This is a genomic window from Allomuricauda sp. ANG21 (assembly GCF_040705235.1).
GTDB classification, from domain to species: Bacteria; Bacteroidota; Bacteroidia; order Flavobacteriales; family Flavobacteriaceae; genus Flagellimonas; species Flagellimonas marina.
The window spans coordinates 49,232-73,727 of record NZ_JBFCVT010000002.1; the positions used below are offsets into that span (position 1 = coordinate 49,232).

Annotated in this window: 24 protein-coding genes; 13 read left to right on the forward strand and 11 right to left on the reverse strand. The window is 42.3% G+C overall.

Going from position 1 to position 24,496, the window contains the following annotated elements:
- Positions 1–58 precede the first annotated feature (58 nt).
- From AB1A65_RS02505 to AB1A65_RS02525, 5 genes are all read left to right on the forward strand, one after another.
- The gene (locus tag AB1A65_RS02505; protein WP_366585313.1) at positions 59–2,302 is read left to right on the forward strand and encodes a hypothetical protein; all 2,244 of its coding nucleotides are present in this window, start codon (positions 59–61) and stop codon (positions 2,300–2,302) included.
- 153 nt (positions 2,303–2,455) lie between these two features.
- The gene (locus tag AB1A65_RS02510) at positions 2,456–2,764 is read left to right on the forward strand and encodes a T9SS type A sorting domain-containing protein (RefSeq protein ID WP_366585315.1); all 309 of its coding nucleotides are present in this window, start codon (positions 2,456–2,458) and stop codon (positions 2,762–2,764) included.
- Positions 2,765–2,909: 145 nt separating this feature from the next.
- Complete coding sequence (locus tag AB1A65_RS02515; protein ID WP_366585317.1) at positions 2,910–3,233, forward strand: T9SS type A sorting domain-containing protein; 324 nt, start codon at positions 2,910–2,912, stop codon at positions 3,231–3,233.
- A gap of 74 nt (positions 3,234–3,307) precedes the next feature.
- Positions 3,308–4,285 (forward strand): acyl transferase, encoded by a 978-nt coding sequence (locus AB1A65_RS02520; RefSeq protein ID WP_366585319.1) that lies wholly within the window; start codon positions 3,308–3,310, stop codon positions 4,283–4,285.
- Between the two features lie 116 nt (positions 4,286–4,401).
- Positions 4,402–4,947, forward strand: coding sequence for a quercetin 2,3-dioxygenase (locus AB1A65_RS02525; RefSeq protein ID WP_366585321.1), 546 nt, complete (start codon positions 4,402–4,404; stop codon positions 4,945–4,947).
- A 137-nt stretch (positions 4,948–5,084) separates the two neighbouring features.
- Here AB1A65_RS02525 and tyrS read toward each other — a convergent pair whose 3' ends face one another.
- Positions 5,085–6,380: a tyrosine--tRNA ligase gene (gene tyrS, locus AB1A65_RS02530; RefSeq protein WP_366585323.1), complete on the reverse strand. Its 1,296-nt coding sequence runs from the start codon at positions 6,378–6,380 to the stop codon at positions 5,085–5,087.
- Positions 6,381–6,464: 84 nt separating this feature from the next.
- Here tyrS and AB1A65_RS02535 point away from each other — a divergent pair, with 84 nt between their 5' ends.
- Positions 6,465–7,463, forward strand: a complete 999-nt coding sequence (locus AB1A65_RS02535; RefSeq protein ID WP_366585324.1) for an SDR family NAD(P)-dependent oxidoreductase — start codon at positions 6,465–6,467, stop codon at positions 7,461–7,463.
- On the opposite strand, the gene AB1A65_RS02540 is transcribed toward AB1A65_RS02535, so the two are convergent.
- The 3 genes from AB1A65_RS02540 to AB1A65_RS02550 are packed head-to-tail and all read right to left on the reverse strand — an operon-like array spanning position 7,453 to position 9,950.
- On the reverse strand, positions 7,453–7,881 hold the full coding sequence (locus AB1A65_RS02540) for a DUF4296 domain-containing protein (RefSeq protein ID WP_366585326.1): 429 nt from the start codon (positions 7,879–7,881) through the stop codon (positions 7,453–7,455). The two genes, AB1A65_RS02535 and AB1A65_RS02540, sit on opposite strands and share 11 nt — an antisense overlap.
- A 3-nt stretch (positions 7,882–7,884) precedes the next feature.
- Positions 7,885–9,219 carry a dihydroorotase gene (locus AB1A65_RS02545; RefSeq protein ID WP_366585328.1) on the reverse strand — a complete coding sequence of 445 codons (1,335 nt, stop codon included), beginning with the start codon at positions 9,217–9,219 and terminating at the stop codon, positions 7,885–7,887.
- A gap of 2 nt (positions 9,220–9,221) precedes the next feature.
- Complete coding sequence (locus tag AB1A65_RS02550; protein ID WP_366585330.1) at positions 9,222–9,950, reverse strand: polyprenol monophosphomannose synthase; 729 nt, start codon at positions 9,948–9,950, stop codon at positions 9,222–9,224.
- 116 nt (positions 9,951–10,066) lie between these two features.
- Here AB1A65_RS02550 and AB1A65_RS02555 point away from each other — a divergent pair, with 116 nt between their 5' ends.
- The 3 genes from AB1A65_RS02555 to AB1A65_RS02565 are packed head-to-tail and all read left to right on the forward strand — an operon-like array spanning position 10,067 to position 13,128.
- Entirely contained in the window at positions 10,067–11,725 is a 1,659-nt protein-coding gene (locus AB1A65_RS02555; protein WP_366585332.1) for a glycosyltransferase family 39 protein, read from the forward strand.
- Positions 11,722–12,378, forward strand: a complete 657-nt coding sequence (locus AB1A65_RS02560; protein WP_366585334.1) for a DUF4271 domain-containing protein — start codon at positions 11,722–11,724, stop codon at positions 12,376–12,378. The genes AB1A65_RS02555 and AB1A65_RS02560 overlap by 4 nt, the downstream gene beginning before the upstream one ends.
- A 6-nt stretch (positions 12,379–12,384) precedes the next feature.
- Complete coding sequence (locus AB1A65_RS02565; RefSeq protein ID WP_366585336.1) at positions 12,385–13,128, forward strand: uroporphyrinogen-III synthase; 744 nt, start codon at positions 12,385–12,387, stop codon at positions 13,126–13,128.
- 52 nt (positions 13,129–13,180) lie between these two features.
- On the opposite strand, the gene pckA is transcribed toward AB1A65_RS02565, so the two are convergent.
- Entirely contained in the window at positions 13,181–14,797 is a 1,617-nt protein-coding gene (gene pckA / locus AB1A65_RS02570) for a phosphoenolpyruvate carboxykinase (ATP) (protein ID WP_366585338.1), read from the reverse strand.
- A gap of 63 nt (positions 14,798–14,860) precedes the next feature.
- Positions 14,861–15,253: a DUF423 domain-containing protein gene (locus tag AB1A65_RS02575; protein WP_366585340.1), complete on the reverse strand. Its 393-nt coding sequence runs from the start codon at positions 15,251–15,253 to the stop codon at positions 14,861–14,863.
- A 79-nt stretch (positions 15,254–15,332) separates the two neighbouring features.
- On the opposite strand from AB1A65_RS02575, the gene AB1A65_RS02580 reads away from it, so the two are divergent.
- The 4 genes from AB1A65_RS02580 to AB1A65_RS02595 all read left to right on the forward strand — a co-directional run bounded on the left by AB1A65_RS02580 (position 15,333) and on the right by AB1A65_RS02595 (position 18,226).
- Positions 15,333–16,706 carry a saccharopine dehydrogenase family protein gene (locus AB1A65_RS02580; protein ID WP_366585342.1) on the forward strand — a complete coding sequence of 458 codons (1,374 nt, stop codon included), beginning with the start codon at positions 15,333–15,335 and terminating at the stop codon, positions 16,704–16,706.
- Between the two features lie 45 nt (positions 16,707–16,751).
- Positions 16,752–17,222, forward strand: coding sequence for an Lrp/AsnC ligand binding domain-containing protein (locus tag AB1A65_RS02585; protein WP_366585344.1), 471 nt, complete (start codon positions 16,752–16,754; stop codon positions 17,220–17,222).
- Positions 17,223–17,261: 39 nt separating this feature from the next.
- Positions 17,262–17,582, forward strand: a complete 321-nt coding sequence (locus AB1A65_RS02590; RefSeq protein WP_366585346.1) for a hypothetical protein — start codon at positions 17,262–17,264, stop codon at positions 17,580–17,582.
- 125 nt (positions 17,583–17,707) lie between these two features.
- On the forward strand, positions 17,708–18,226 hold the full coding sequence (locus AB1A65_RS02595) for a ferritin (protein WP_366585348.1): 519 nt from the start codon (positions 17,708–17,710) through the stop codon (positions 18,224–18,226).
- A gap of 46 nt (positions 18,227–18,272) precedes the next feature.
- On the opposite strand, the gene AB1A65_RS02600 is transcribed toward AB1A65_RS02595, so the two are convergent.
- The 5 genes from AB1A65_RS02600 to leuS form a co-directional block, all read right to left on the reverse strand.
- Positions 18,273–18,815 carry a DinB family protein gene (locus tag AB1A65_RS02600; RefSeq protein ID WP_366585350.1) on the reverse strand — a complete coding sequence of 181 codons (543 nt, stop codon included), beginning with the start codon at positions 18,813–18,815 and terminating at the stop codon, positions 18,273–18,275.
- Positions 18,812–19,168 (reverse strand): helix-turn-helix domain-containing protein, encoded by a 357-nt coding sequence (locus AB1A65_RS02605; protein WP_366585352.1) that lies wholly within the window; start codon positions 19,166–19,168, stop codon positions 18,812–18,814. The genes AB1A65_RS02600 and AB1A65_RS02605 overlap by 4 nt, the downstream gene beginning before the upstream one ends.
- Before the next feature lie 130 nt (positions 19,169–19,298).
- Complete coding sequence (locus AB1A65_RS02610; RefSeq protein WP_366585354.1) at positions 19,299–20,000, reverse strand: zinc metallopeptidase; 702 nt, start codon at positions 19,998–20,000, stop codon at positions 19,299–19,301.
- Between the two features lie 90 nt (positions 20,001–20,090).
- Positions 20,091–21,191, reverse strand: coding sequence for an alanine dehydrogenase (gene ald, locus AB1A65_RS02615; RefSeq protein WP_366585356.1), 1,101 nt, complete (start codon positions 21,189–21,191; stop codon positions 20,091–20,093).
- A gap of 429 nt (positions 21,192–21,620) precedes the next feature.
- Positions 21,621–24,488, reverse strand: coding sequence for a leucine--tRNA ligase (gene leuS / locus AB1A65_RS02620; protein WP_366587035.1), 2,868 nt, complete (start codon positions 24,486–24,488; stop codon positions 21,621–21,623).
- Positions 24,489–24,496 lie beyond the last annotated feature (8 nt).

Below are 24,496 nucleotides of genomic sequence, written 5' to 3' on the forward strand. Positions count from 1 at the left end.
GAATACTACTAATCAAAGTAAATATTAATCTGAATCTTTTAAATCTAAAACTATAATTATGAAAAAATCACTTTTCAAATTTTTGCTGAGCTTTGCTGCAATGGCTTTTATAGTCTCCTGTACAAGCGACGATAATGGCCCTACGCCAGATGATGATGACCCAGTAGCTACATGTTCCGATAACATCCAAAACGGTGATGAAACCGGTGTGGATTGTGGTGGATCTTGCAACGCATGTCCTGAACCTCCTGTTGAACTTTCTGATGACGTTACCGAAGACACGGAGTTGGATGCTTCAAACGATTATACCCTAACAGGTGCCTACATTGTTAGAGCTGGTGCTTCTTTGACCATTCCTGCTGGAACCGTTATCAAAGCTTCCGGTGGAACCGCTGCGTTTATCGGTGTTGAAAGAGGTGCACAAATCTTTATTAATGGTACAGCTGCTGCGCCTGTTGTTATGACTTCAGATGCTGCTTCTCCTGCCCAAGGTGACTGGGGTGGTTTGGTCATTGCAGGTGATGCACCAACCAACAAAGGTGTTGATGTAACCACAGAAGTAGGTGAACTTACCTACGGTGGTAGCACTGCCGATGACAATTCTGGTTCTATCACTTACCTTCGTGTTGAGTATACTGGTGCTACCTTCTCTAACGACAAAGAGTTCAACGGGGTTTCCTTGTTCGGTGTTGGTTCTGGAACTACCTTCGAGTATGTTCAGTCTTACAACGGAGGTGATGACGGTATCGAATTTTTCGGTGGTACTGTAGATGGTAACTACTTGGTATCCATTGGAAGTGGTGACGACTCCATAGACTTTGCCGATGGGTGGACTGGTTCTGGTAGCAACTGGTATATTGCCAATGGTGCAAAAGCTGGTATTGAAGGTTCCAACAATGGAGACAACGGTGATGCCACTCCTGTGACCACCACTACTTTGAGCAATATTACTGTGGTAGGCCCAACCAGTGATGAAGGTGCTCTTTTCTTCAAAGAAGGAGGAGGTAACTTTACCATTGACAACTTTTACGTTAGCAATGCCGTAGTAGGCATCAACATGACCGAAACTGATGCACAAGCTGCAACTCGTATAGAGGCAGGTGATTTAGCCATTACAAATATTCAATTTGCTGATACTCCAGAAGGATTCCTTGCCACAAGTTACACAGGTGCAAACCAATCTTTCTATACTGAAGGTGTTGCCACTGGTGCTGGAAACGGTGCCGCTTCTCCTGATTGGGCCTCTGGCTGGACCATAGGTCTTGATAATAGTGGTTCTACCCAAGAAAACTTGGCTGGTGAAGTAACTGGTGATGTTGAATTGGATGCTTCCGTAGAATATTTCCTTACCGGTGCTTTCATTGTTAGAGAAGGAGGTTCCTTGACCATCCCTGCCGGTACAACTATAAAAGCTTCTGGTGGAACGGCTGCTTTTATCGGTGTTGAAAGAGGTGCTCAAATCTTTATCAACGGTACAGCCGCTGCTCCGGTTGTTATGACTTCTTCTAGTGAAACTCCTGCTCAAGGTGACTGGGGCGGATTGGTAATCGCTGGTGATGCGCCAACCAATAAAGGTGTTGATGTGACCACAGAGGTAGGTGAGCTTACCTACGGTGGAAACACAGCCGATGATGATTCTGGTTCCATCACTTACCTACGTGTTGAGTATACAGGTGCTACATTCTCCAACGACAAAGAGTTCAATGGGGTTTCCTTGTTCGGTGTTGGTTCTGGAACCACTTTCGAGTATGTTCAGTCGTACAACGGAGGTGATGACGGTATTGAGTTCTTCGGAGGAACCGTAAATGGAAATTACCTAGTATCCATTGGAAGTGGTGATGATTCCATCGACTTTGCTGATGGATGGGCCGGTAATGGAAGCTTCTGGTATATTGCTGGTGGAGCTAAAGCTGGTATTGAAGGTTCAAACAACGGAGATGATGGAGATGCCACTCCTGTGACCACCACTACCTTGAGCAACATCACTGTAGTAGGTCCTGTTACTGAAGGTGCTCTTTTCTTCAAAGAGGGAGGTGGTAACTTTACGATCACAAACTTCTATACAAGCGGTGTTGATTTAGGTATCAACGTAACTGGCACAGATGCTGAAGCTGCCGCTCGTATCGAAGCTGATGCCTTGTCCATCAACCCAATTCAGTTCGATGCCACTGCAATGGGCTTCTTGAATACCAACTATGCTGGAGCCAATTTGGACTTCTTCACAGTTGGGGATAATGATGGTGCCGGTGCCGGTGCTGCGCAACCAGATTGGGCCGCAGATTGGACCGTTGGTATCGAATAATATCTTGATACTACCCTTGAAATAACAAAAGCTCCCGAATCATCGGGAGCTTTTTTCGTTATTCATCAATTCAAACTACCTTTTCGTCAAACTGCACACCACCACTTTTATATTTTTATATCTTTGTGGCATAGCCTTTGTAATCAATACTCTATGAAGCACTTTTACCTTGTCATTTTCTTTTTTGTCTGTGCCCTTGGTTTTTCACAAGAAAGTACCTCGAGTTCAGATATTGACGGGTTTAAGCTGTATCCCAATCCCGTTACGCAAGGCAAGGTATTTATCGAAACCTCAGAAAATGCCCCTAAGCAAATCCTAATTTTTGATGTGTTGGGCACCCAAGTCCTTCAAACCACAATTCTAGGGAAAGAACTCAATCTTTCAAAACTCAACAAAGGGGTGTATATTCTGCGGGTATTTGAGGGCAATAAAATGGCCACTAGAAAGCTTATTGTCAAGTAGTTTACCCTTTTTAGGACTTTCTTCCCCGCGCTAAACCACACATTTTACGCTTTTACCTACATATTTTTCTGTTTCACAACAATTTATGGCAGTAGAGCTGAGCTTCACCTATTTTTACATTGCACATGATCCCAAATCAGCTTGTATGAAGAAAATCTACTTTATTCTTATTATGGCTTTACCTATAATTTCCTACGGTCAAGAGTTGGTCAGTGTCAACACTGAGCCAGTACAAGAGCTAAAGGGTTTTAAAATGTACCCTAACCCCGCTTATGGCGAGGAAATCTATATCACTACAGAAACCAATGGCAATAAAGAGATAAAAATTTTTGATGTCTTTGGAGAAATTGTCCTAACGGACAGGATTGCCACCAATACGTTGGATATATCTCGATTGGTACCTGGGGTTTATGTGCTCCAAGTAACCGAGAAAAAGAAAACCATGACCCGAAAACTGGTCGTTAAATAATAACCATGCTGTTTTAAAAGCCCTTCTGCAGAAGGGCTTTTATTTTTGGGTACTTTTATGCCCCAATGGGCAACATGGATATTCAACAGATTTTCTCCATTTCAAATACGCAGGAATTTGAGACAGTAACCTTAGAAGTTTTCAGGTTTCAATACCACAACAATAGGGTTTACAAAACCTATTGCGACCATTTGAAAAAATCGCCATCCCATGTGACCCATTCTTCAGAAATCCCCTTCCTGCCCATTGAGTTTTTCAAGTCCCACAGAATAACCTCTAGTCCAAAATCCCCAGAAGCTATTTTTGAGAGCAGTGGCACCACTCAAACATCGACAAGTAAACACCATGTTCCAGATCTAAAAATCTATGAGCAAAGTTTCCGAAAAGGCTTTACCACGTTTTATGGCCCTGTTGAGGATTATTGCATTCTTGCTTTATTGCCCTCCTATCTGGAGCGCGAGGGTTCCTCTTTGGTCTATATGGTGAATGACCTGGTTGCCCGCTCCAATCATCCAGATAGTGGTTTTTATCTCCATAATCTGCAAGCATTGCACCAAAAACTCATCGATTTGGAGAAAAAGCAAACCAAAACCCTGTTGATTGGGGTGTCTTTTGCTTTAATGGATTTGGCGGAAAAAGCTCCACTCGCATTAAAAAATACCACCATTATGGAAACAGGAGGCATGAAAGGAAGGCGAAAGGAATTGATTCGAGAGGAATTACACCAAATTCTTAAAAATGCGTTCGGTATACCCCATATTCATTCAGAATATGGAATGACAGAACTTTTATCACAAGCCTATTCCCATGGAGATGGGATTTTTAAGGCACCACCTTGGATGAAAATCAGCACTCGGGATACCGAGGACCCGTTGACCCTGCAATCGCACACGAAGAGCGGAGGAATAAATATTATTGATTTGGCCAATGTGTACTCCTGCTCCTTTATTGCCACCCAAGATTTGGGCAAAACCTATTCAGATGGTTCCTTTGAAATTATGGGCCGTTTTGACAATTCGGATATCCGGGGCTGTAATTTGATGGTGTTCTAGATCTCCTCCTTGTTTTCCTTTTTACCGTTTATACATATTTATTGTTCAACCATGTAGATTCAATACGTTCTGTAAGAAGTTTTTATAACTTATGGGAGTAACCAAACAAATACATTATGGACAGAAGTGCATTTTTAAAAAGAGGGGCGTTATCCGCGGCAGCCCTCGCATCCCTGCCGGCATTCGCCCATTTTTCACCAAAACGGGAAAAAGATGGTGAAAACCTACCTCCAAAAATTGTTCGAAAAGGAGAAGGCCAAAAAGTAAATGTCCTTGGAGACCAACAAACCTTTAAACTAACCAGCGAGGACACCAACGGTCTCTTCTCACTAATTGAAGAGGTCAACCCGCCTGGCACCATGATTCCTCCCCATGTACACACCAAAGAGGATGAAATCTTTAAAGTATTGGAGGGCGAACTTGAGGTAACCGTTGGTGATGAAACCACCATTTTAAAGGCAGGGGATTTAGCCTTTGCTCCCAGAAATGTGCCCCACACATGGAAAGTGGTTGGCGATCAAGATTGCAAAACCATATTAAGCGTTTTTCCTGCTGGTCTGGAAAATATGTTCGCAGAATTGGGAGCGCTACCACCTGGCCCACCAGATTTTCCAAAAGTGGCCGAGATTTGTGGCCGATATGGAATTACTTTTATTTCATGATACAAAAGAGTGCCCTAAAAGTGTCATTCTGAATGAAATGAAGAATCTTTAATGCGTACATATCCATTGTACAGAACTTATTGGGATTTTTCGCCTTCGCTCAAAATGACAAATGGGGCACTTTTAGGAATTCCATTTTACTCCACCACCAGCACAAAATAGTTTTTCTTGCCTCGTTGCAGCAAAACAAACTTGTTGTTGATCAAATCATCTTCTGTGATCAGATAATCCTCTTTTACCTTTTCTTTATTGACAGAAATGGAATTCTGTTTTAATTCCCTACGGGCCTCACCATTTGAACCCAAAAAATTGGTCTTGGCCGCAAGTGCTCCGATCATGTCCAGTCCTGGAGTAAGTTCGCTCATTGAGATTTGGGCTTGTGGAACACCCTCAAAAACATCCAAAAAGGTCTTTTCGTTCAATTGTTTTAAATCGGTGGAGGTTGATTTACCAAAAAGAATATCACTGGCCTTCATGGCGTTTTCCAAATCTTCCTTGGAATGGACCATGGTGGTGATTTCCTCTGCCAATTTCTTTTGAAGCGTTCGTAGGTGCGGTGCTTCTGTATGCTCCGCTACCAAACCTTCAATCTCTTCTTTCCCAAGAAAAGTAAATATCTTGATGTACTTCTCAGCATCCTCATCTGAGGTGTTCAACCAATATTGGTAAAATTTATAGGGTGAGGTACGTTCGGCATCCAGCCATACATTGCCGCCTTCAGTTTTTCCAAATTTGGTCCCATCGGCCTTGGTGATCAAGGGGCAAGTCAAGGCAAAACCCTTTCCACCACCAATCCTACGGATAAGCTCTGTACCCGTGGTAATGTTCCCCCATTGGTCGCTACCTCCCATTTGTAGCGTACAATCATGGTTTTGGTAGAGGTATAGAAAATCATACCCCTGCACCAATTGATAGGTAAATTCAGTAAAGGACATCCCCTCTTTGGCATCTGAAGACAAACGCTTTTTTACGGAATCCTTCGCCATCATGTAGTTTACGGTAATGTGTTTTCCAACATCACGAATAAATCCCAAGAATGAAAAATCCTTCATCCAATCGTAGTTGTTTACCAGCACCGCAGCATTCTCCGCATCACTCTCAAAATCCAAAAAGCGACTCAACTGCCCCTTGATGGCCTCTTGGTTATGTCGAAGGGTTTTTTCATCCAAAAGATTCCGTTCCGCTGATTTCCCCGAAGGATCACCGATCATCCCCGTTGCACCTCCCACCAAGGCAAACGGTTTGTGGCCGGCCAATTGAAAATGCCTTAACATCATTACGCTTACCAAGTGCCCAATATGTAGGGAATCTGCTGTTGGGTCAATCCCCACATAGGCGGCCCGCATCTCTTCCATAAGATGCTCCTCAGCTCCGGGCATTACATCATGCACCATTCCTCTCCATTGTAGTTCTTGAACAAAATTCTTCGTCATGATTGTCTTTTAGGATAGCTGCAAATATAAAATGAACTTGGCACTTCCCTCAATAAATCCGATACAAATAGGTACTTTTATTGCATGATATTGGTTACCGGAGGCACTGGATTGATTGGTTCGCACCTACTGTTTCATTTGGTTAAGGATGGAGAGAAGGTAAGGGCAATCTATAGAAATGCGGACACCCTTAACAAAGTGGCCAAGGTTTTTGGGTATTATTCCGATAAAGCCTCGGTTTTGTTGGAGCGCATCGAATGGGTTAAGGCAGATATCACCGACATTGCGGGCCTTGAAGTTGCTTTTAAAGACATAAACTATGTTTATCACTGCGCTGCTTTGATTTCCTTTGATCCAAAAATGTACAAGGCTTTGGCCAAAATCAATGTGGAAGGAACAGCCAACGTGGTAAACCTTTGCTTAAAACATGATATTAAAAAATTGTGTTATGTAAGTTCCATTGCGGCCATAGGTTCAAGTACCAAGGAAAGTTTGGTGAAGGAAGACAACGAATGGAACGACACCAATGCTTCTGTCTATGCCATTACAAAACACGATGCTGAGTTGGAGGTTTGGCGGGGTTCGCAGGAAGGGCTGAGTGTTGTTATAGTAAACCCCGGTGTGGTTATTGGTCCCGGTTTTTGGAAATCGGGCAGTGGAACTTTTTTCACATATGCAGCAAAGGGTAAAAAGTCCGTTATTCCCGGTGGCACCGGTTTTGTTACTGTTAGCGATGTGGTGTCAGCCATGATTAGGCTAATAGACTCCAATATTGCCCAAGAACGGTTCATTTTGGTCAACGAGAACCTTACGCATGAAGAACTTTTTCAAAAAATAGCCCCTCAACTGGGTGTGGCACCCCCAGCAAAAAAAATACCGTTTTGGCTTTTAGAAGTATTTTGGCGATGGGACTGGCTCCGAAGTAACTTACTTGGAGAAAGAAGAAGATTGACCAAAACCATGACAAAAGGACTTTATCATCAAGAAATGTACAGCCATGTAAAGTTAGTGGGCGCCCTTAATTTCAAATTTGAGGACTTGGATGCGGCAATTGCCTTTTGCTGTAAGAAATTTAAGGGGTAACGGAATCCTTCTCTTTTTGTAGCGCTTTAATGGAATCCCTTCTTTTGTTTTGCGCCTCTCGGATACTGTCATTCCTTCTTGTGGTTGCTTTTTCCATAGCTTCCTTTCTTCTTTCAATCCTTGCATCTATATCCTCATAAATGGATTGGTATTGTAGGGGAACAGAAGCATAGTACAAATCACTTTCTGCAAACTGGATGCTGTCTATATCATATTTTTCGTAAAGAAACTCCATAATGTCAATACCAGTTTTTTCAAAAACACTGGAGAATGATGATTTTGTGGCGTTCAAAATGGCCAAATCGTAAAGAATGTCTGTCATTTTTTCCTTTGGAATCAAGTTTTCAGGTTCTTCCACCACCTTCTCTCCGCATGCAAGAAAAAAAAGTCCAACAAAGATTAGTATTGTCTTTTTCATGGTCTACCGATTGAACGTTAGTCGTTTTGCATTTTTCTTTTCCGAAAAAATTCCTTGGTCATAGGCCAAATGTCCATTTACAAAAGTGCGCAGCACTTTGGAGTCAAAAGTAATGCCTTCAAAAGGAGACCATCCGCATTTATAGAAAATATTGGTTTTTTTAACGGTTTCTTTGGAATTTCGGCTCACTTGGACCAAGTCAGCATAGTACCCTTCCCGGATATATCCTCTTCGGTCAATATCAAATAATTTGGCTGGATTATGGCACATTTTCTCCACCATTTTCTCCAAGGTAATGACTCCCTCCTTTTCTTTTTGAAGCATGGCCAACAGCGCATGTTGCACCAATGGCCCGCCAGAAGGTGCTTTGGTATAGGGGTTATTCTTCTCATCCAAGGTATGTGGCGCATGATCTGTCGCCACTACATCAATACGGTCATCCAATAGCGCTTCCCACAGTTTTTCTTGGTCTGTCTCAGTCTTTACGGCAGGATTCCACTTAATGAGCGTGCCCTTGTCCGCATAATCAGCATCTGAAAACCACAAATGGTGGATGCAGACCTCAGCGGTAATTTTCTTCTCTTCCAACGGAATTTCATTGGTGAACAAATCCGTTTCAATTCCTGTGGATACATGGAACACATGCAATCTTGCTCCCGTTCTTTTGGCCAAGGCAATGGCTTTGGAAGATGAAAGGTAACAGGCCTCAGCACTCCGAATGATGGGGTGAAGCTCAATAGGAATGTCTTCCCCATACATTTCTTGATATTTGGCCATGTTGGCCCGAATGGTTCCTTCATCCTCGCAATGGGCGGAAATCACCATTTCCGTATTGCTGAAAATCTTCTCCAAAACGGCTTCATCATCCACCAACATGTTTCCAGTGGACGAACCCAAAAACAATTTTACACCGGAACATGTATTTTTGTCCAAACGTTTCAACTCTTCCAGATTGTCGTTGGTTCCACCAAAAAGAAAGGAATAATTGGCCGAGGCATCCTTTGCGGCGATGGCAAATTTTTCTTCCAACTTTTCTATGGTGGTCGTCTGCGGATTGGTGTTGGGCTGCTCCATAAAAGTGGTGATTCCGCCAGCAATGGCAGCCCTGCTTTCCGTGGAAATAGTACCTTTATGGGTGAGACCGGGTTCCCTAAAATGTACCTGATCATCAATGATTCCCGGAAGCAATAGATCGCCCTCTAGATCAATGACATGGGCATGGGTATCCGAAATGTCAGTAGCAATACGGGCAATGAAATCACCTTCCAACAAAACATCGGTCTCAAAAATGCGATTCTCATTGACAACTTTGGCATTTTTTAATAGCGTTCTTGACATTTCTAAAAGTTCTTTTTGAAAAATATACTCCTAAACTTCATGGCAATGACCCCAAAAATGGCTTCGCGGATTATGGCTGAGTTCATTTTTGATTTTCCATTGACCCGATCCGTGAAAATGATGGACACTTCTTCTATTTTGAATTTTTTGAGGTATGCCCTGTACTTCATTTCTATCTGGAAAGCGTAGCCGATAAACCGAACATTGTCCAGATTGATGGTCTCCAAAACCTTCCGTCGATAACAGATAAAGCCAGCTGTGGGATCGTGAACCTTCATTCCCGTAATGAACTTCACGTAAAAAGAGGCTCCGTAGGACAACAAAATTCGGAACAACGGCCAGTTGACCACATTGACGCCTTTTTTGTATCGGGAACCAATGGCAACATCTGCTCCGTTGAGACAGGCGCGGTGCAAACGGGATAGATCGGCAGGGCGATGCGAAAAGTCCGCATCCATTTCAAAAATGTACTCATACCCTTTTTCCAATGCCCATTTAAATCCATGGATGTAGGCCGTTCCCAAACCAGATTTTTCCTTTCGCACTTCAAGGAACAACCTATCCGGAAAGTCCTTTTGCAGTGATCGGACCGCATCAGCAGTACCATCGGGCGAATTGTCATCTACCACAAGCACGTGAAAATCTTTCTTAAGGTCAAAAACCGTTTTGGTTATGGCCTCAATATTTTCAATCTCATTGAAGGTGGGAATTATGACCAAGCCGTCTGCCATTCGTACTGGATTAGGGGGTAAAAATACGGTTTTCTAGTTAGCCATAACAGCTTACTTCAAAGACCCGTATGCTCTTGGTCAATATTTGTAACTTTGCGCCATCTAAAATCCATTTAATGACCCAAAAGTTTCCCAGACTCTTTCTTGTTCTACTGGCTTTTCTCTTTGTTTTAAACCTTGTGCAGAGCTATTTTACAGGAATCATTTATGATGAGGCTTACTACTGGTATTATGTCCAAAACATGGCTTGGGGCTATTTTGACCACCCTCCGATGGTGGCTTTTTTAATTAAAGTGGGCGGCCTTTTGTTTGATGGGGAACTAGGGGTTCGTTTTATGAGCAGTGTGCTCTCGGCAGGTACGTACCTCATTCTTTGGTTATTGGTAGACCATCCAAAGAAAAAGGATTATGTAGTTCACTTTTTCCTATTGGTATTCTCCTTTACCTTAATGAATGCCTATGGTTTCTTAACCTTGCCAGACACCCCTCTGTTATTCTTTACGGCTTTGTTTCTATGGCTATACAAACGCTTTTTGAAAGAACCTTCGGCTTGGACTACCATCCTTTTGGGATTGACCATGGCCGCATTGATGTACAGCAAATACCACGCGGTCTTGGTTATATTGTTCGTGTTTCTGTCCAACATCAAGCTCATCACCAACAAAAAAGCTTGGGTGGCCGTGGTTTTGGCTTTGCTGTGCTACATGCCCCATTTTGTGTGGCTGTACCAAAACGATTTTGTTTCCATCACTTTTCATTTATATGAACGCCCTAACCAAGCCTACTCGTTTGAAGGCTTTACCCTTGGGTATTTCTTGAACCTAATCATCATTATTGGACTGCTTTTTTATTGGGTATATGCCGCTTTTTTTAAGTTCAGGGCTACAGATACCTTTTCAAAAGCATTGATTTTCTTGGTGTACGGTATCATCATTTTCTTTTTTATATCCAGTTTTAACCGAAGGGTACAGGCACAATGGGCTATTGTGATTTCAATTCCCATGGCTGTTATTGCCTTTACTTATCTTTTGGAAAATCCCAAAGGTCGAAAATGGATGTTCAGGATTGGAATGGTGAGTGCCATCCTTCTTTTCTATGCGCGCGTATGGTTGATTTATAGACCCTTGTTCCCGATGATTTTTGAAACCCATGGAAACAAGGAATGGGTGGCAGAACTCACTGAAAAAGCAGGGGGGATACCGGTTATTTTTGAGAATTCGTACCGGCGTGCTTCCATGTATGAGTTTTATTCCAGAATTCCCGCATTTTCCCTCAACAATTACATGTACCGAAAAAACCAATACTCCATTGATGATTCTGAAGAGCGTGTGAGAGGCAAAAAGGTGCTCTATGTAAGTCAATATCGCAAAACTGGGGATATAAACTATATGCACTTGGACAGTACGGTTTTTTACGGGAATTTTATTGAGGATTTTCAATCGTACCGAAAGCTGGAATGTATTGTGACCAAGGCACAAAGTGGAATAAAACATTCCTTAAAGGTCTATAATCCGTATGCCTTTGATATTCCCTTGGAAAAATTGAAATACACTATCTCCTATTCCAATGAACACAAACAAGTTAAGGAAATGTTGCCTTTGAAGGTCCAAAACCTCTATCCCAAAACCTCATTTCTAAAGACAAAGGACACGCTTTATTATGAATTTGAACTTCCGCTGCCAAAAATGCAAAATCCTGGGTATTTTAGAATCGGAATATCGGAAAATGGATTGCTTCCCGGTCTCAATGGAAAACCAATCAAGATGACGGAATGAACCCTATTGAGAGAACCATTTTTTCATTGGATTGGATGACCATGGTGCTGTTCATCAGCATGTTGGTTTTTGCCTTGGGCAAATATTTGAACCACAGCAAATTCCTCAATTTCGTTATCCTTCCCTTCAATGACAAGTACGTGCTGCTGCACAAGAAAAAAGGGCAATTGTTCAATTGGTTCCATGTGCTGCTCACCATTTTCCAAGCTATAAACCTATCATTCTTCATTTTTCTGTTCTTGAGCACTTTTGATGCCTTACCGAGCGGGAACCCGATGACTATTTTTTTCTTGGTTTTACTATTTGTGGTTCTTTTCCAAATAGTCAAATTGGCATTGCAATTTATCAACGGATTTGTTTTCAATACCCAAGAACTCATTTCAGAATTGGTGTTCAACAAAACCTCTTATCTCAACCATAGCAGCATCATTTTATTTATCAGCAATGTAATTTTGATATACATCTTCAAGGACTCAAAAATCATAATTTACACTACGATCATCTTAATTTTATTGATAAATGGCATAGGGGTGGTCAAGCTGTTGAAGAACTATCAAAAAGCTATGTTTCCGTATTTTGTCTATTTTATTTTGTACCTTTGCGCACTCGAAATTGCGCCCTTGGTGATAATTGGAAGCTATCTAAAAGTTTAAAAACTTATGAAAGTAAAAACAATTTTGGTTTCCCAACCAGAACCTAAAGTCGAAAACTCCCCCTATTCAAGATTGATCGAAAAAGAAAAGGTTAAAGTGGATTTTAGACCTTTTATTCACGTTGAGGGGGTTGAGGCCAAAAATGTTAGGCAGCAAAAAATTGACTTGAACAATTTTACGGCAATCATCTTGACCAGCAGAAACTCTGTGGATCATTTTTTTAGGATTGCCGAAGAGATGCGCTTTAAGGTTCCGGACACCATGAAATATTTTTGTCAGTCAGAGGCCGTGGCCTATTACCTGCAAAAATATGTAGTGTACAGAAAACGTAAAATCTATGTGGGCAAGCGAACGTTCAATGAATTGATTCCCTTGATCAAAAAGTATAAGGATGAAAAGTTCCTTTTGCCATCATCTGATGCATTGAAGCCTGCAGTGCCGCAAGCTTTGGATGAAATCAGCGTAGATTGGAAACGAGGTGTGTTCTACAAAACGGTCATTAGTGACCTATCGGACCTTAGGAACGTTTACTATGACATATTGGTTTTCTTTAGCCCTTCTGGTATTGAATCGCTTTTGAAGAATTTCCCGGATTTTGAACAAAACAACACAAGAATTGCCGTTTTTGGCAACAGTACCGTAAACGCAGCTACGGAAGCCGGACTTCGAATAGACATTCAGGCGCCAACACCGGAAACACCATCCATGACTATGGCGCTACAGAAGTACATTACCAGTGTAAATAAGTAAACTATTTTATTGGAAAAAAATCAACGCCCGATCAATGATCGGGCGTTTTGTTTTAGAAAGCATACCGCTGCGGTCCTCCCCTACGGATTTCTTCACTGGCATAGGCCTCAAACTTTTTAAAATTCTCCCGAAACGCATTCGTCAATTTAAATGCAGTTTTATAGTATGCTTCATCATTGTTCCAAGTTGCCCTAGGACTTAAAACGCTGGTGGGCACTCCGGGGCACTCCCGGGGCTGTGCCACTCCAAAAACGGAATGAATATGGTACTTGTCATAACTGTATAGCCCCAACTCCCCACTAAGGGCAGCACTGATCATAGCACGGGTATATTTTAGCTTCATACGGGTGCCAACACCATATGGTCCACCTGTCCATCCTGTATTGATCAACCAGACATCCACGCCAGATTCCTTCATCTTGCGACTAAGCATTTCAGCGTACTTGGCAGGGTGCAATGGCATAAAAGGAGCACCAAAACAGGCAGAGAATGACGGCTGCGGTTCAACCACGCCAGCTTCCGTTCCTGCTACTTTTGCTGTGTATCCCGAAATAAAATGATACGCCGCCTGTGCTGGCGTAAGTTTGGAAATGGGAGGCAAGACCCCAAAAGCATCCGCCGTCAAAAAAAAGATATTCTTGACATTTTTGCCGATAGAGGGCTCCTGAATATTGTCAATATGATAAATAGGGTAGCTTACCCGTGTGTTCTGGGTAATGGAAGTATCGGAAAAATCAACCACACCGTTTTTGTCCATGACAACATTTTCCAATATGGCACCCTTTTTAATGGCCCCATAAATTTCGGGCTCATTTTCTTCGGAGAGGTCAATAACTTTGGCGTAACATCCTCCTTCAAAATTAAAAACGGTGTTATCCGGTGTCCAACCATGCTCATCGTCCCCGATCAACTTTCTATCAGGATCTGTGGAAAGCGTGGTTTTACCAGTTCCAGAAAGTCCAAAGAAAATTGCGGTGTCACCATCTTCTCCCACATTGGATGAGCAGTGCATGGGAAGCGTGTTTTTGTAAACCGGAAGAATAAAGTTCAATGCCGAAAAAATTCCTTTTTTAATCTCGCCCGTATAACCCGTTCCTCCAATCAAAGCAATCTTTCTAGTAAAATTGAGAATGGCAAAATTATGCTGACGGGTTCCATCTATCTCTGCGTTGGCCATAAAGCCAGGCGCATTGATTACCGTCCATTCTGGCTCAAAATCTTCCAATTCCTCTTCGGTAGGCCGCAAAAACATGTTGTACGCAAACATATTGGACCAAGGATATTCATTGATAACCCTAAGGCTCATTCGGTAATCTGGGTCAGCACATGCGTATGAATCCCGCACATACAAGTCTTTCGAGTTGAGGTAATCTATTACCTTATTGTACAGTTTATCAAACTTTTCACTCTCAAAAGGGATGTTTATGTTTCCCCACCAAATCTTATCCTCGGTAATGGCATCCTTTACAATAAAGCGATCTTTGGGAGATCTTCCTGTAAATTCCCCTGTGTTTACCGCAAGGGCACCCGAGGAAGCTTCCTTTCCCATGTCCTTTTCTATAGTGATGTCGTGAAGTTCATCAGGAGAAAGTTGGTATTGAAAATTGTTGTGTGTAATTCCGTAGGGTTTTAACGAAATCGTTTTCGTTATCGAGTCAGAATTCTTCATTGTTTTGTTTTAGTTGCAACACAAAACTAGAAAATAATACGATTTCACAACTGCATTTCTAGGCTAATTGAGCCGTTTTTGCGTCAAAATGTAGTATCCTAAAAGAAACCAACCCAGAATTAGGAAAACCCCTCCTATTGGCGTTAAAAAACCAATGATTTTAAAATCAAATGCAGTTAAACTGTTCAAAGCCAGTAGATAAATTGAGAAGGAGAACAGAATAACGCCCACAAGGACCATACTAAAGACTCTCTTTTTCATTACCCTCTCCAGCCCGTTCCAAATCCCCAAAAAAAGCAGGAACAAGGCATGGTACATTTGATAACGAACACCTGTCTCAAACGTATCAACAGCTTCAGCATCCACCAATTTTTTCAACCCATGTGCTCCAAAAGCACCAAGAATTATGGCCATGAGACCTAATACGGTGGCCACCAATAGTATTGTTCTGTTCATAACTTTTACCGCTTGTTTTTTTAGAGATATAACAATTTGATACCTTAGTATCCGTTTTATTCAAAATTACACAAAACCTATGGTCCGCACTATTTTGGTTATTGGGGCTGGTAAATCAACCTCATATCTTTTAGATTACCTTTTAAAAAAATCAGATGCCGAAAACCTGAAACTGGTCATTGGTGATCTTCAACCCGAAAACATTTCCAAGCAGTTTTCTTCCCATCCTAACTGTAACGTTGTGTATTTGGATATATTCAATGACGAAGGTCGAAAAAAAGCCATTGAATCTGCATCCATTGTTATATCGATGCTTCCAGCAAGTTTACATATTAAAATCGCAGAAGATTGCATCCATTTCAAGAAAAATTTGGTCACCGCTTCTTATGTAAGCAAAGAAATGAAGGCCCTGGATGATGACGTCAAAAAGAATGGACTGGTGTTCATGAACGAAATTGGCCTAGACCCGGGCATTGACCATATGAGTGCCATGGAGGTCATAGACCGCATTCGGGATGAAGGGGGCAAAATGTTACTTTTTGAATCGTTTACGGGCGGATTGGTTGCCCCCGAGAGTGATTCAAATCTATGGAATTACAAGTTCACTTGGAACCCAAGAAATGTGGTATTGGCCGGACAAGGCGGGGTTGCAAAATTTATCCAAGAAGGCACCTACAAATACATTCCCTATCAAAAACTGTTCAGACGCACCGAATTTTTAACCGTAGAGGGTCACGGCACCTTTGAGGTCTATGCCAACCGGGATTCGCTAAATTATAGAGAAGCATATGGCTTACAAGATGTCCTTACCCTATACCGTGGCACCATGCGCAGGGTTGGGTTTTCAAAAGCTTGGCAGATGTTTGTGATTCTTGGTATGACAGATGACAGTTACACCATTGAAAATTCCGAAGGAATGTCTTACCGGGAATTTGTAAATCTATTTTTACCCTATTCCCCAACAGATTCCGTTGAACTCAAATTAAGACACTACCTTAAAATTGACCAAGACGATGTTCGCTGGGGCAAATTGTTGGAGTTGAACCTATTTGATCATTCCAAAAAAATACCGCTGAAAAATGCTTCTCCTGCCCAAATATTACAACATATTTTAGAGGACAGTTGGACGCTGAGGGAAGATGAAAAGGACATGATTGTCATGTACCACAAATTTGGGTATGAATTAAATGGTGTTAAGAAACAAATTGATGCCAATATGGTGGTTATTGGTGAAAACCGTACCTACACGGCTATGTCCAAAACGGTTGGGCTTCCTGTTGCTATGGCTACCCTACAAATTTTAAATGGTGAAATAACCACTCCTGGAGTTCAAATTCCCATTCATAAAGAGGTGTATGGCCCCATACTCTCAGAACTAAAATCCCATGGAATTTCCTTTAAGGAGTTTGAAGTGCCCTATTTGGGCTATAATCCAGACTCTGTGGCTAGTTGAATTATACGGATTTCATATATTTAGCTTCAATTTTAAGCTGTTCCTGTGAAAAACCATAACAATTCAGTCAAAATTGATGGCATAGACAAAAAGATTCTAAGGTATTTGATGGAAGATGCCCGAAAACCTATTTTGGAAATTGCCCGAAACATTGGCATTTCTGGAGCTGCCATTCACCAGCGGCTTCGAAAATTGGAAAGTTCCGGTTTACTAGCGGGGTCTAAGTTTGTCATAAATCCGAGGGTATTGGGCTATACCACAATGGCTTACATAGGTATTTTCTTGGATAAAGCCATGGCCAACCCTAGAGCCGTCAAGGAGTTGGAAAAGATTCCCGAAGTTCTGGAATGTCACTACACTACAGGAAACTGGTCCATCCTTATTAAAGTGTTGTGCCGAGATAATGAGCACCTCATGCAGGTACTGAACAAAAAAATCCAACAAATTGAAGGCGTTTCCCGTACCGAAACGTTCATTTCCCTAAACCAGCAAATAGATCGTCAAATTCAGATCTGATATTTGTATTCAATCTAAATAAACTTTACATTTGTACCCATGAATGTAATAGCTCAGTCTTCATATTACACTTTATACCAGTCAGCAAAGGAACGTACCTTCCATGTTGATTTTGGCCAGAAAATGGTCCGTATGTCCCTTTGCCAATTACTGGCATTGCGGTACAAGGTAATGTCCATACCTATTGAAAGCCATTTCGACGGTGACTTGAACAAGCACGGATTTGAGGTTCTATTGCTGTGCAACAAGGAGCATCTCTTTGTTTTGAACACCTACGAAATTTTGGATTTAAAACAGTTTGTGGAGCAAAGTTTTATGGCCTTGGGACTTTCAGTAGAGGCAGAAACCGTGACGGCATAACCACGCATTCCCAATCCCTTATTTTTATTCAGTCTTAAATCGGCTTAAAATTAACTACTTAGCCCAAGTATGCCGCAAGAATTCCGTATTTTTGCAATATATAATTTTTAAAAAAATACATACGTATGAAAGATATAGCACGACAAAGTATGAGCATAAAAGTGGAATCCATGGATTTGCTCAACGGACAGATTAAAATGGAAGCCCATGCTTCTGCCACCTATTTGGCCATGGCGTCTTGGTGTGAGCAGAACGGGTTTTTTACCAGTGCCAAATTTTTCTACAAACAATCTGAAGAAGAACGAGGGCACATGATGAAGATTTTTGAATTTTTGGTCGATACCGGAGGCAACCCTGTTTCACCAGAGGTGACCGACATCAATCACGATTATGCTTCCATAGTGGATGTGTTTGAAAATACATTGGAACACGAAGTCAAAGTGACCAAGTCCATTCACAATATTGTGAAAAAAGCACGTGAATTAGGTGACATTGCTACCGAGCGATTCTTAGATTGGTTTGTTTTGGAGCAAGTTGAGGAAGAAAACACCATCCGCGATATTTTGGATATGATCGCCGTAACCGGAACTGAGGGTGTTGGTCTCCAAATGATTGATAACAAAGTTGCTGATTGGATTGAATAAATCCAACAAAAATATTTGTAATACAACGGGGCCAGTGGCCCCGTTTTTAATTTACATACCTTTCTTTTATGATATTGAAATGACGGAGTTCATGACCTGCAATATGATAGGCTAGTCCCCGAACTGTTCTTTGATTTATAATACTCCCATCAATATCAACTCCTTTGCCACCTCTCATAAAACTCTCCTCTGGCAGATACTTAAAAAGAGTCAGTGTAGACCTTCTAACCGATTCATATTCATCAAAAATACTTTCCAAACTCCGTTCATTGGCCTTTGAATATGTAGCATACGCATCTTGGTCAAATCCATGGAGCGGGGTGTCATCATTTCTGGCATACCGCAAAGCCCGATAGGCAAAAATCCGTTCATCATCAATAAGATGAACCAATATCTCCTTAATGGTCCATTTATCATTGGCATACCTATATTCAAGTTTTTCTTTCGGGAGGGCGTACACAAACTCTTTGATTTTGACAAAATTTTCCCAAAGATGTTTCAATACCATACCATCATCTTCCAACAGATCCATATAAATATGGGAGTATTCTGGATACTCCCCCTTAACTGGTTTCTTGATATATCTCATTTCGCTTGCTTTTTTTCATTGTTATGGGTAAAGCTTTTTGCCCATCGGTGCCGCGCCCAGCCTCCCATAGGTTCCAAAAGTTCATACAGTTCTTGGCCATACTCTGTAAGGGCATAGCCTTCCAAGGTCCTTTTAATGAGGTTGCAGTCTCGCAACTCCTTTAGTCTTGTGTTAAGTGTTGTGGGCGAGATGGACTCACAATAGTCTTGCAAGCCCCGAAACGTATTTGGGCCGGCATACAAATGCCAAACAATGCCCATGGCCCAGCTTCGACCCAATAAATCCAATAACGCCATAATGGGTTGCCCACTTTTTGAACCGCGAACGGGAGCCCCAGGTTTAGGAATATCCATAATGATACATATTTTATAGCAAAGCTACAAATATTATAGCATTGTACACAAACCGTATTTAAATTCAATAAAAAAAGCCTGTTTGGGTGAATTCAAACAGGCTCCTTAATTATGTGTCTTGAAAATTATCTTAGTCTCGTCCCCCAAATACTTGCACCGCCCAGTAGAGCAAGGATGCCAATGCACCTAAGGCAGCGACCAAATACGTACGGGCAGCCCATTTTAAAGCATCTTCTGCCCCTGCATATTCTTGCTGGCTTACCATGTTTTTTTGTTTCAACCATACCAAAGCCCTTCTACTGGCATCGTATTCCACAGGAAGCGTAACAAAACTGAATAATGTGGCCATTCCCATCATGATCAATCCGGCCACGGCAATATAAAAGCCTATACCCCCAGCGACTCCTGTGGCAGCCATCAACATGATACCACCAAAGACAACCCAAGTGGACATTCCTGAGGTCACACTTACCACAGGTACCAACTTGGAACGCATGGTCAACCACTCGTAAGCTTGTGCATGTTGTACGGCATGGCCGCATTCGTGAGCCGCAACAGCTGCGGCGGCGGCGTTACGTTGACTGTATACGCCTTCACTTAAATTCACAGTTTTATTTTTTGGATTGTAGTGGTCTGTCAACATTCCGGGTGTAGAGATTACTTTTACATCCCTGATTCCGTGGTCATCCAACATTTTTTGGGCAATTTCAGCCCCACTCATCCCATTACGGAGATGCACCTTGGAATATTTCTTGAATTTGCTCTTCAATTTGCTACTTACCAGCCAACTGATCAACGCAATTCCACCAATCAATATATAATATGTCATCATAGCTTTTCTATTTTGGTAATTTAAATATACCACATAAATGCAAAAACCCCGCCAAATATTAGCAGGGTCTTTTTACTGACAAAATGTATGTTACGCCACTGCTGGCTCCCAATGAAAGGCTTCAATAATCTCTTTATAGACCACTTCACCTTCCACAATGTTCAATCCTTTGGCCAGTGATTTATCTAAATTGCATGCGCTTCGCCATCCCATATTGGCCAATTTTAGCACATAGGGCAGTGTTACATTCGTCAAGGCAACTGTAGAAGTATAAGGCACTGCCCCTGGCATATTGGCTACACAGTAATGAACCACATCATCTATGATGTAGGTGGGGTTCTCATGAGTTGTGGGTTTAGTGGTTTCCACACATCCACCCTGATCTACGGCCACATCCACGATCACGGTGCCGGGATGCATGTCCTTGAGCATGTCCCTAGTGATCAGGTTAGGCGCTTTGGCACCTTTTAAAAGTACACCCCCAATGATAAGATCATGGGTTTTAATATGTTTTCTGATATTGAATTCGTTCGAGAACTCGGTGATTACGTGACTTGGCATAATATCGTTCACATAACGGAGTTTCTTCATGTTCACATCCAAAATGGTTACCTGAGCCCCTAAACCAGCTGCCATTTTTGCAGCCTGAATCCCAACAGTACCAGCTCCCAAAACCAGTACACGACCGGGTGACACCCCAGGAACACCACCCAAAAGCACACCTTTGCCCTTTACGGGTTTCTCTAAATATTTGGCTCCTTGTTGAATCGCCATTCGTCCGGCCACTTCAGACATTGGTGTAAGAAGCGGAAGGCTTCCATCTGAATCCTCAACCGTTTCATACGCAATACATATGGATTTACTTTGAATCATAGCCTGGGTCAATGCCTCGCTTGAAGCAAAATGAAAGTAGGTAAACACAATCTGCCCTTTTTGAATAAGACTGTATTCCTGAGGTATAGGCTCCTTTACCTTTACGATCATATCACTCATGGCATATACCTGACCGATAGTATCCAAAATGGTGGCCCCGGCCCGTTGGTAATCTTGATTGAAAAACCCACTGCCCTCACCCGCACCTGACTGCACATAGACAGTATGGTTGTTCTTTACCAGTTCAAAAACCCCGGCTGGTGTCATCCCAACCCGGCTTTCATTGTTCTTGATTTCTTTTGGTACCCCTACAATCATTTTGTTGTGTTTTATGATTACCCTCCCAAAGTTGTTACAAAAAAAACAAACTGAGAAAGAAAATCGACAAAAAGTGGGGTGTATTGGTTAAAAACTATCATTTTTAACATTTATACCCCTATTTTAACAGGGGTATTAGTCATTATAAAATTTTTTATTTGCTTACTCCCCTATAATTTTTAAGGGTTAAGTGCTTTAAAAAACAAAAATACATGCCAAAAGGCATGCATTTTAGAAGTATTTTATTGAATTCTTATTTTTTATCTAAGTTTTATCGCAAAGATCACGTTAGCAAACCTCAGCCTGCCTGTCGGCAAAGGCAGGTTTCAGGTTCTCATAAGACTAGTCATGAGTCTGATGGGATTCCGAAACCCCGCCTGCGGACGGGCAGGTAGTTCGGAATGACGTAGAATCAAATTTGATGTAAAACTATCCTACGATATTCACAATCTTGCCTGGCACTACAATCACCTTTTTAGGGGTACGCCCTTGCAATTGTTCTTGGGTTTTTTCATGCGCCATGACAGCGGCTTCGATTTCATCTTTGCCCATATCCAAGGGAAGCTCCAACTTAAAGCGCATTTTACCATTAAAGGAAATAGGGTATTCCTTGCTGCTCTCCACCAAGTACTTTTCTTCAAACTTGGGGAATGGGGCTTCTGCAATGGACTCGTTATGACCCAATCGCTCCCAAAGTTCCTCGGCGATGTGTGGCGCATAGGGCGACACCAAAATGGCCAACGGTTCCAAAATGGATTTACTGGTACATTTTTGGGCCGTTAATTCATTCACACAGATCATAAAGGTTGATACCGAGGTATTGAACGAGAAGTTCTCAATGTCCTCTTCCACTTTTTTGATGGTCTTGTGGAGGGTTTTTAGGTTTTCAGCAGTGGGTTCCGCTTCCGTAACACTTCGACTACCTGCCCGACCGGCAGGCGGGCGCTCAGTGTCCAAATCGAAAAGAGGGGAATATAGTTTCCAGAGTTTTTTGAGGAAGGAATGTACTCCAGTAATCCCTGCTGTGTTCCAAGGTTTGGATTGCTCCAGTGGTCCTAGGAACATTTCATACAACCGAAGGGAATCTGCCCCATACTCCTCACAAATGGCATCGGGGTTGACGACATTGTACCATCTTTTTGACATTTTCTCCACTTCCCTGCCAACAATGTATTTCCCATCTTCAAGAATAAAATCTGCTTCTTGATATTCTGGCTGCCAATCCCTCAAAGCCTCAACGTCTAGTTCATTCGAAACATTAACCAAATTAACGTCGACCCTAAGTTCCTCAGTTGTATACTCATCTTTCAATCCGTATGAAGCATACTTATTGGTTCCAGAAATACGATAAACAATTGCTGATGTCCCCGTAATCATCCCCTGGTTGATCAACTTTTGGGCATACTCATCTTTGGGCACATAGCCCCTATCAAACATAAACTTCTGCCAAAACCGGGAATATAACAGGTGGCCCGTGGCGTGCTCACTTCCTCCTATATATAAGTCCACATCCTGCCAATAATCAATAGCTTCTTTAGAGAAAATAGCCTCCTCATTGCGCGGGTCCATATACCGATTAAAGTATTGGGAACTTCCTGCCCAACCCGGCATTGTGTTCAGTTCTAAAGGAAAAACCTTTTTGTTATCAATTAATTGATTACTGACCACTGTACATTGTTCAACATCCCAAGCCCAATGCGTAGCATTGCCCAAGGGCGGTTCGCCCGTTTCGGTGGGAAGGTATTTCTCCACCTCAGGGAGTTCCAACGGCAAATGTTGCTCATCAATCATTTGCGGCATCCCATCTACATAATATACCGGGAAGGGCTCTCCCCAATACCTTTGACGACTAAAAACCGCATCCCGAAGGCGATAATTCACCTTTCCAACGCCATGCCCAATCTTTTCCAACTCCGAAATGACCTTTTTGGTGGCTTCTTTATAGGAAAGTCCATTCAAAAAGTCGGAATTGGCAATAATGGTAGTGGCTTTATCAGCAAAAGCCTCTTCGGAAATATCGATTCCTTCAAAAATGTTGGGGATAGGAATGTTGTAATATTTGGCAAAATCGTAATCCCTTTGGTCCCCGCAGGGTACCGCCATCACCGCACCAGTTCCATAACTGGCCAAAACGTAGTCGCCAATCCAAATGGGAATGGACTCTTTGGTGAAGGGGTGCTCCGCATACGCTCCCGTAAACACACCTGAAACCGTTTTTACATCCGCCATACGATCACGCTCGGAGCGTTTGGCCGTGGCTTCCACATAGGCATCCACCTCGGCTTTTTGTTCTGGCGTTGTGATTTTGGCCACCAAATCATGCTCAGGGGCCAAGGTCATAAAACTTACCCCAAAAATGGTGTCGGGACGGGTGGTGAAGACTTCGATGGTGTCTTGAGATTTCTCGCTATCGCTCGAAATGACATTGAAAGTCACCGATGCTCCTTCCGAACGACCGATCCAGTTGGTTTGAGAATCCTTGAGCGGCTGTGGCCAGTCAATTTTATCCAAACCATCCAACAAACGTTGGGCATAGGCCGTAATTCGCATGCTCCATTGCGTCATTTTTTTGCGTATTACAGGGTGGCCTCCACGTTCGGAAACGCCGTTCACAATCTCATCATTCGCCAAAACCGTTCCCAAAGCAGGACACCAATTCACTTCGGTATCCGCCAAATACGTCAATCTATATTTTAAGAGGATTTCCTGCTTTTCCTTTTCCGAGAACCCAGACCAATCTTCAGCAGTAAAAGCTGGAGTATCGTCATCACAGGCAGCTTCAACTTTTGAATTCCCCGCTTTTTCAAACAGAGCAACCAAGGTTGAAATATCCTCGGCTTTATCCGATTTTTTATTGTACCACGAATTAAACAGCTGAATAAAAATCCACTGTGTCCATTTATAATATTGTGGGTTTGAAGTGCGCACTTCCCGGTCCCAATCGAACGAGAAACCCAATTGGTCCAACTGCTCGCGGTACCTTTTGATGTTATTTTCCGTGGTTATGGCCGGATGCTGACCCGTTTGAATCGCATACTGCTCCGCAGGAAGCCCGAATGAATCATACCCCATGGGATGCAGCACATTAAAACCCTTATGTCTTTTGTAGCGTGAATAGATATCCGTGGCAATATAGCCCAGTGGATGCCCCACATGTAAACCGGCCCCAGAAGGGTAGGGAAACATGGACAATGCATAAAATTTGGGTTTGTCGGAAGTGTTGGACGCCTTAAAGGTTTTGTTTTTAGCCCAATACTTCTGCCATTTGTCTTCAATCTGACGGAAATCGTAATTCATCATACTTC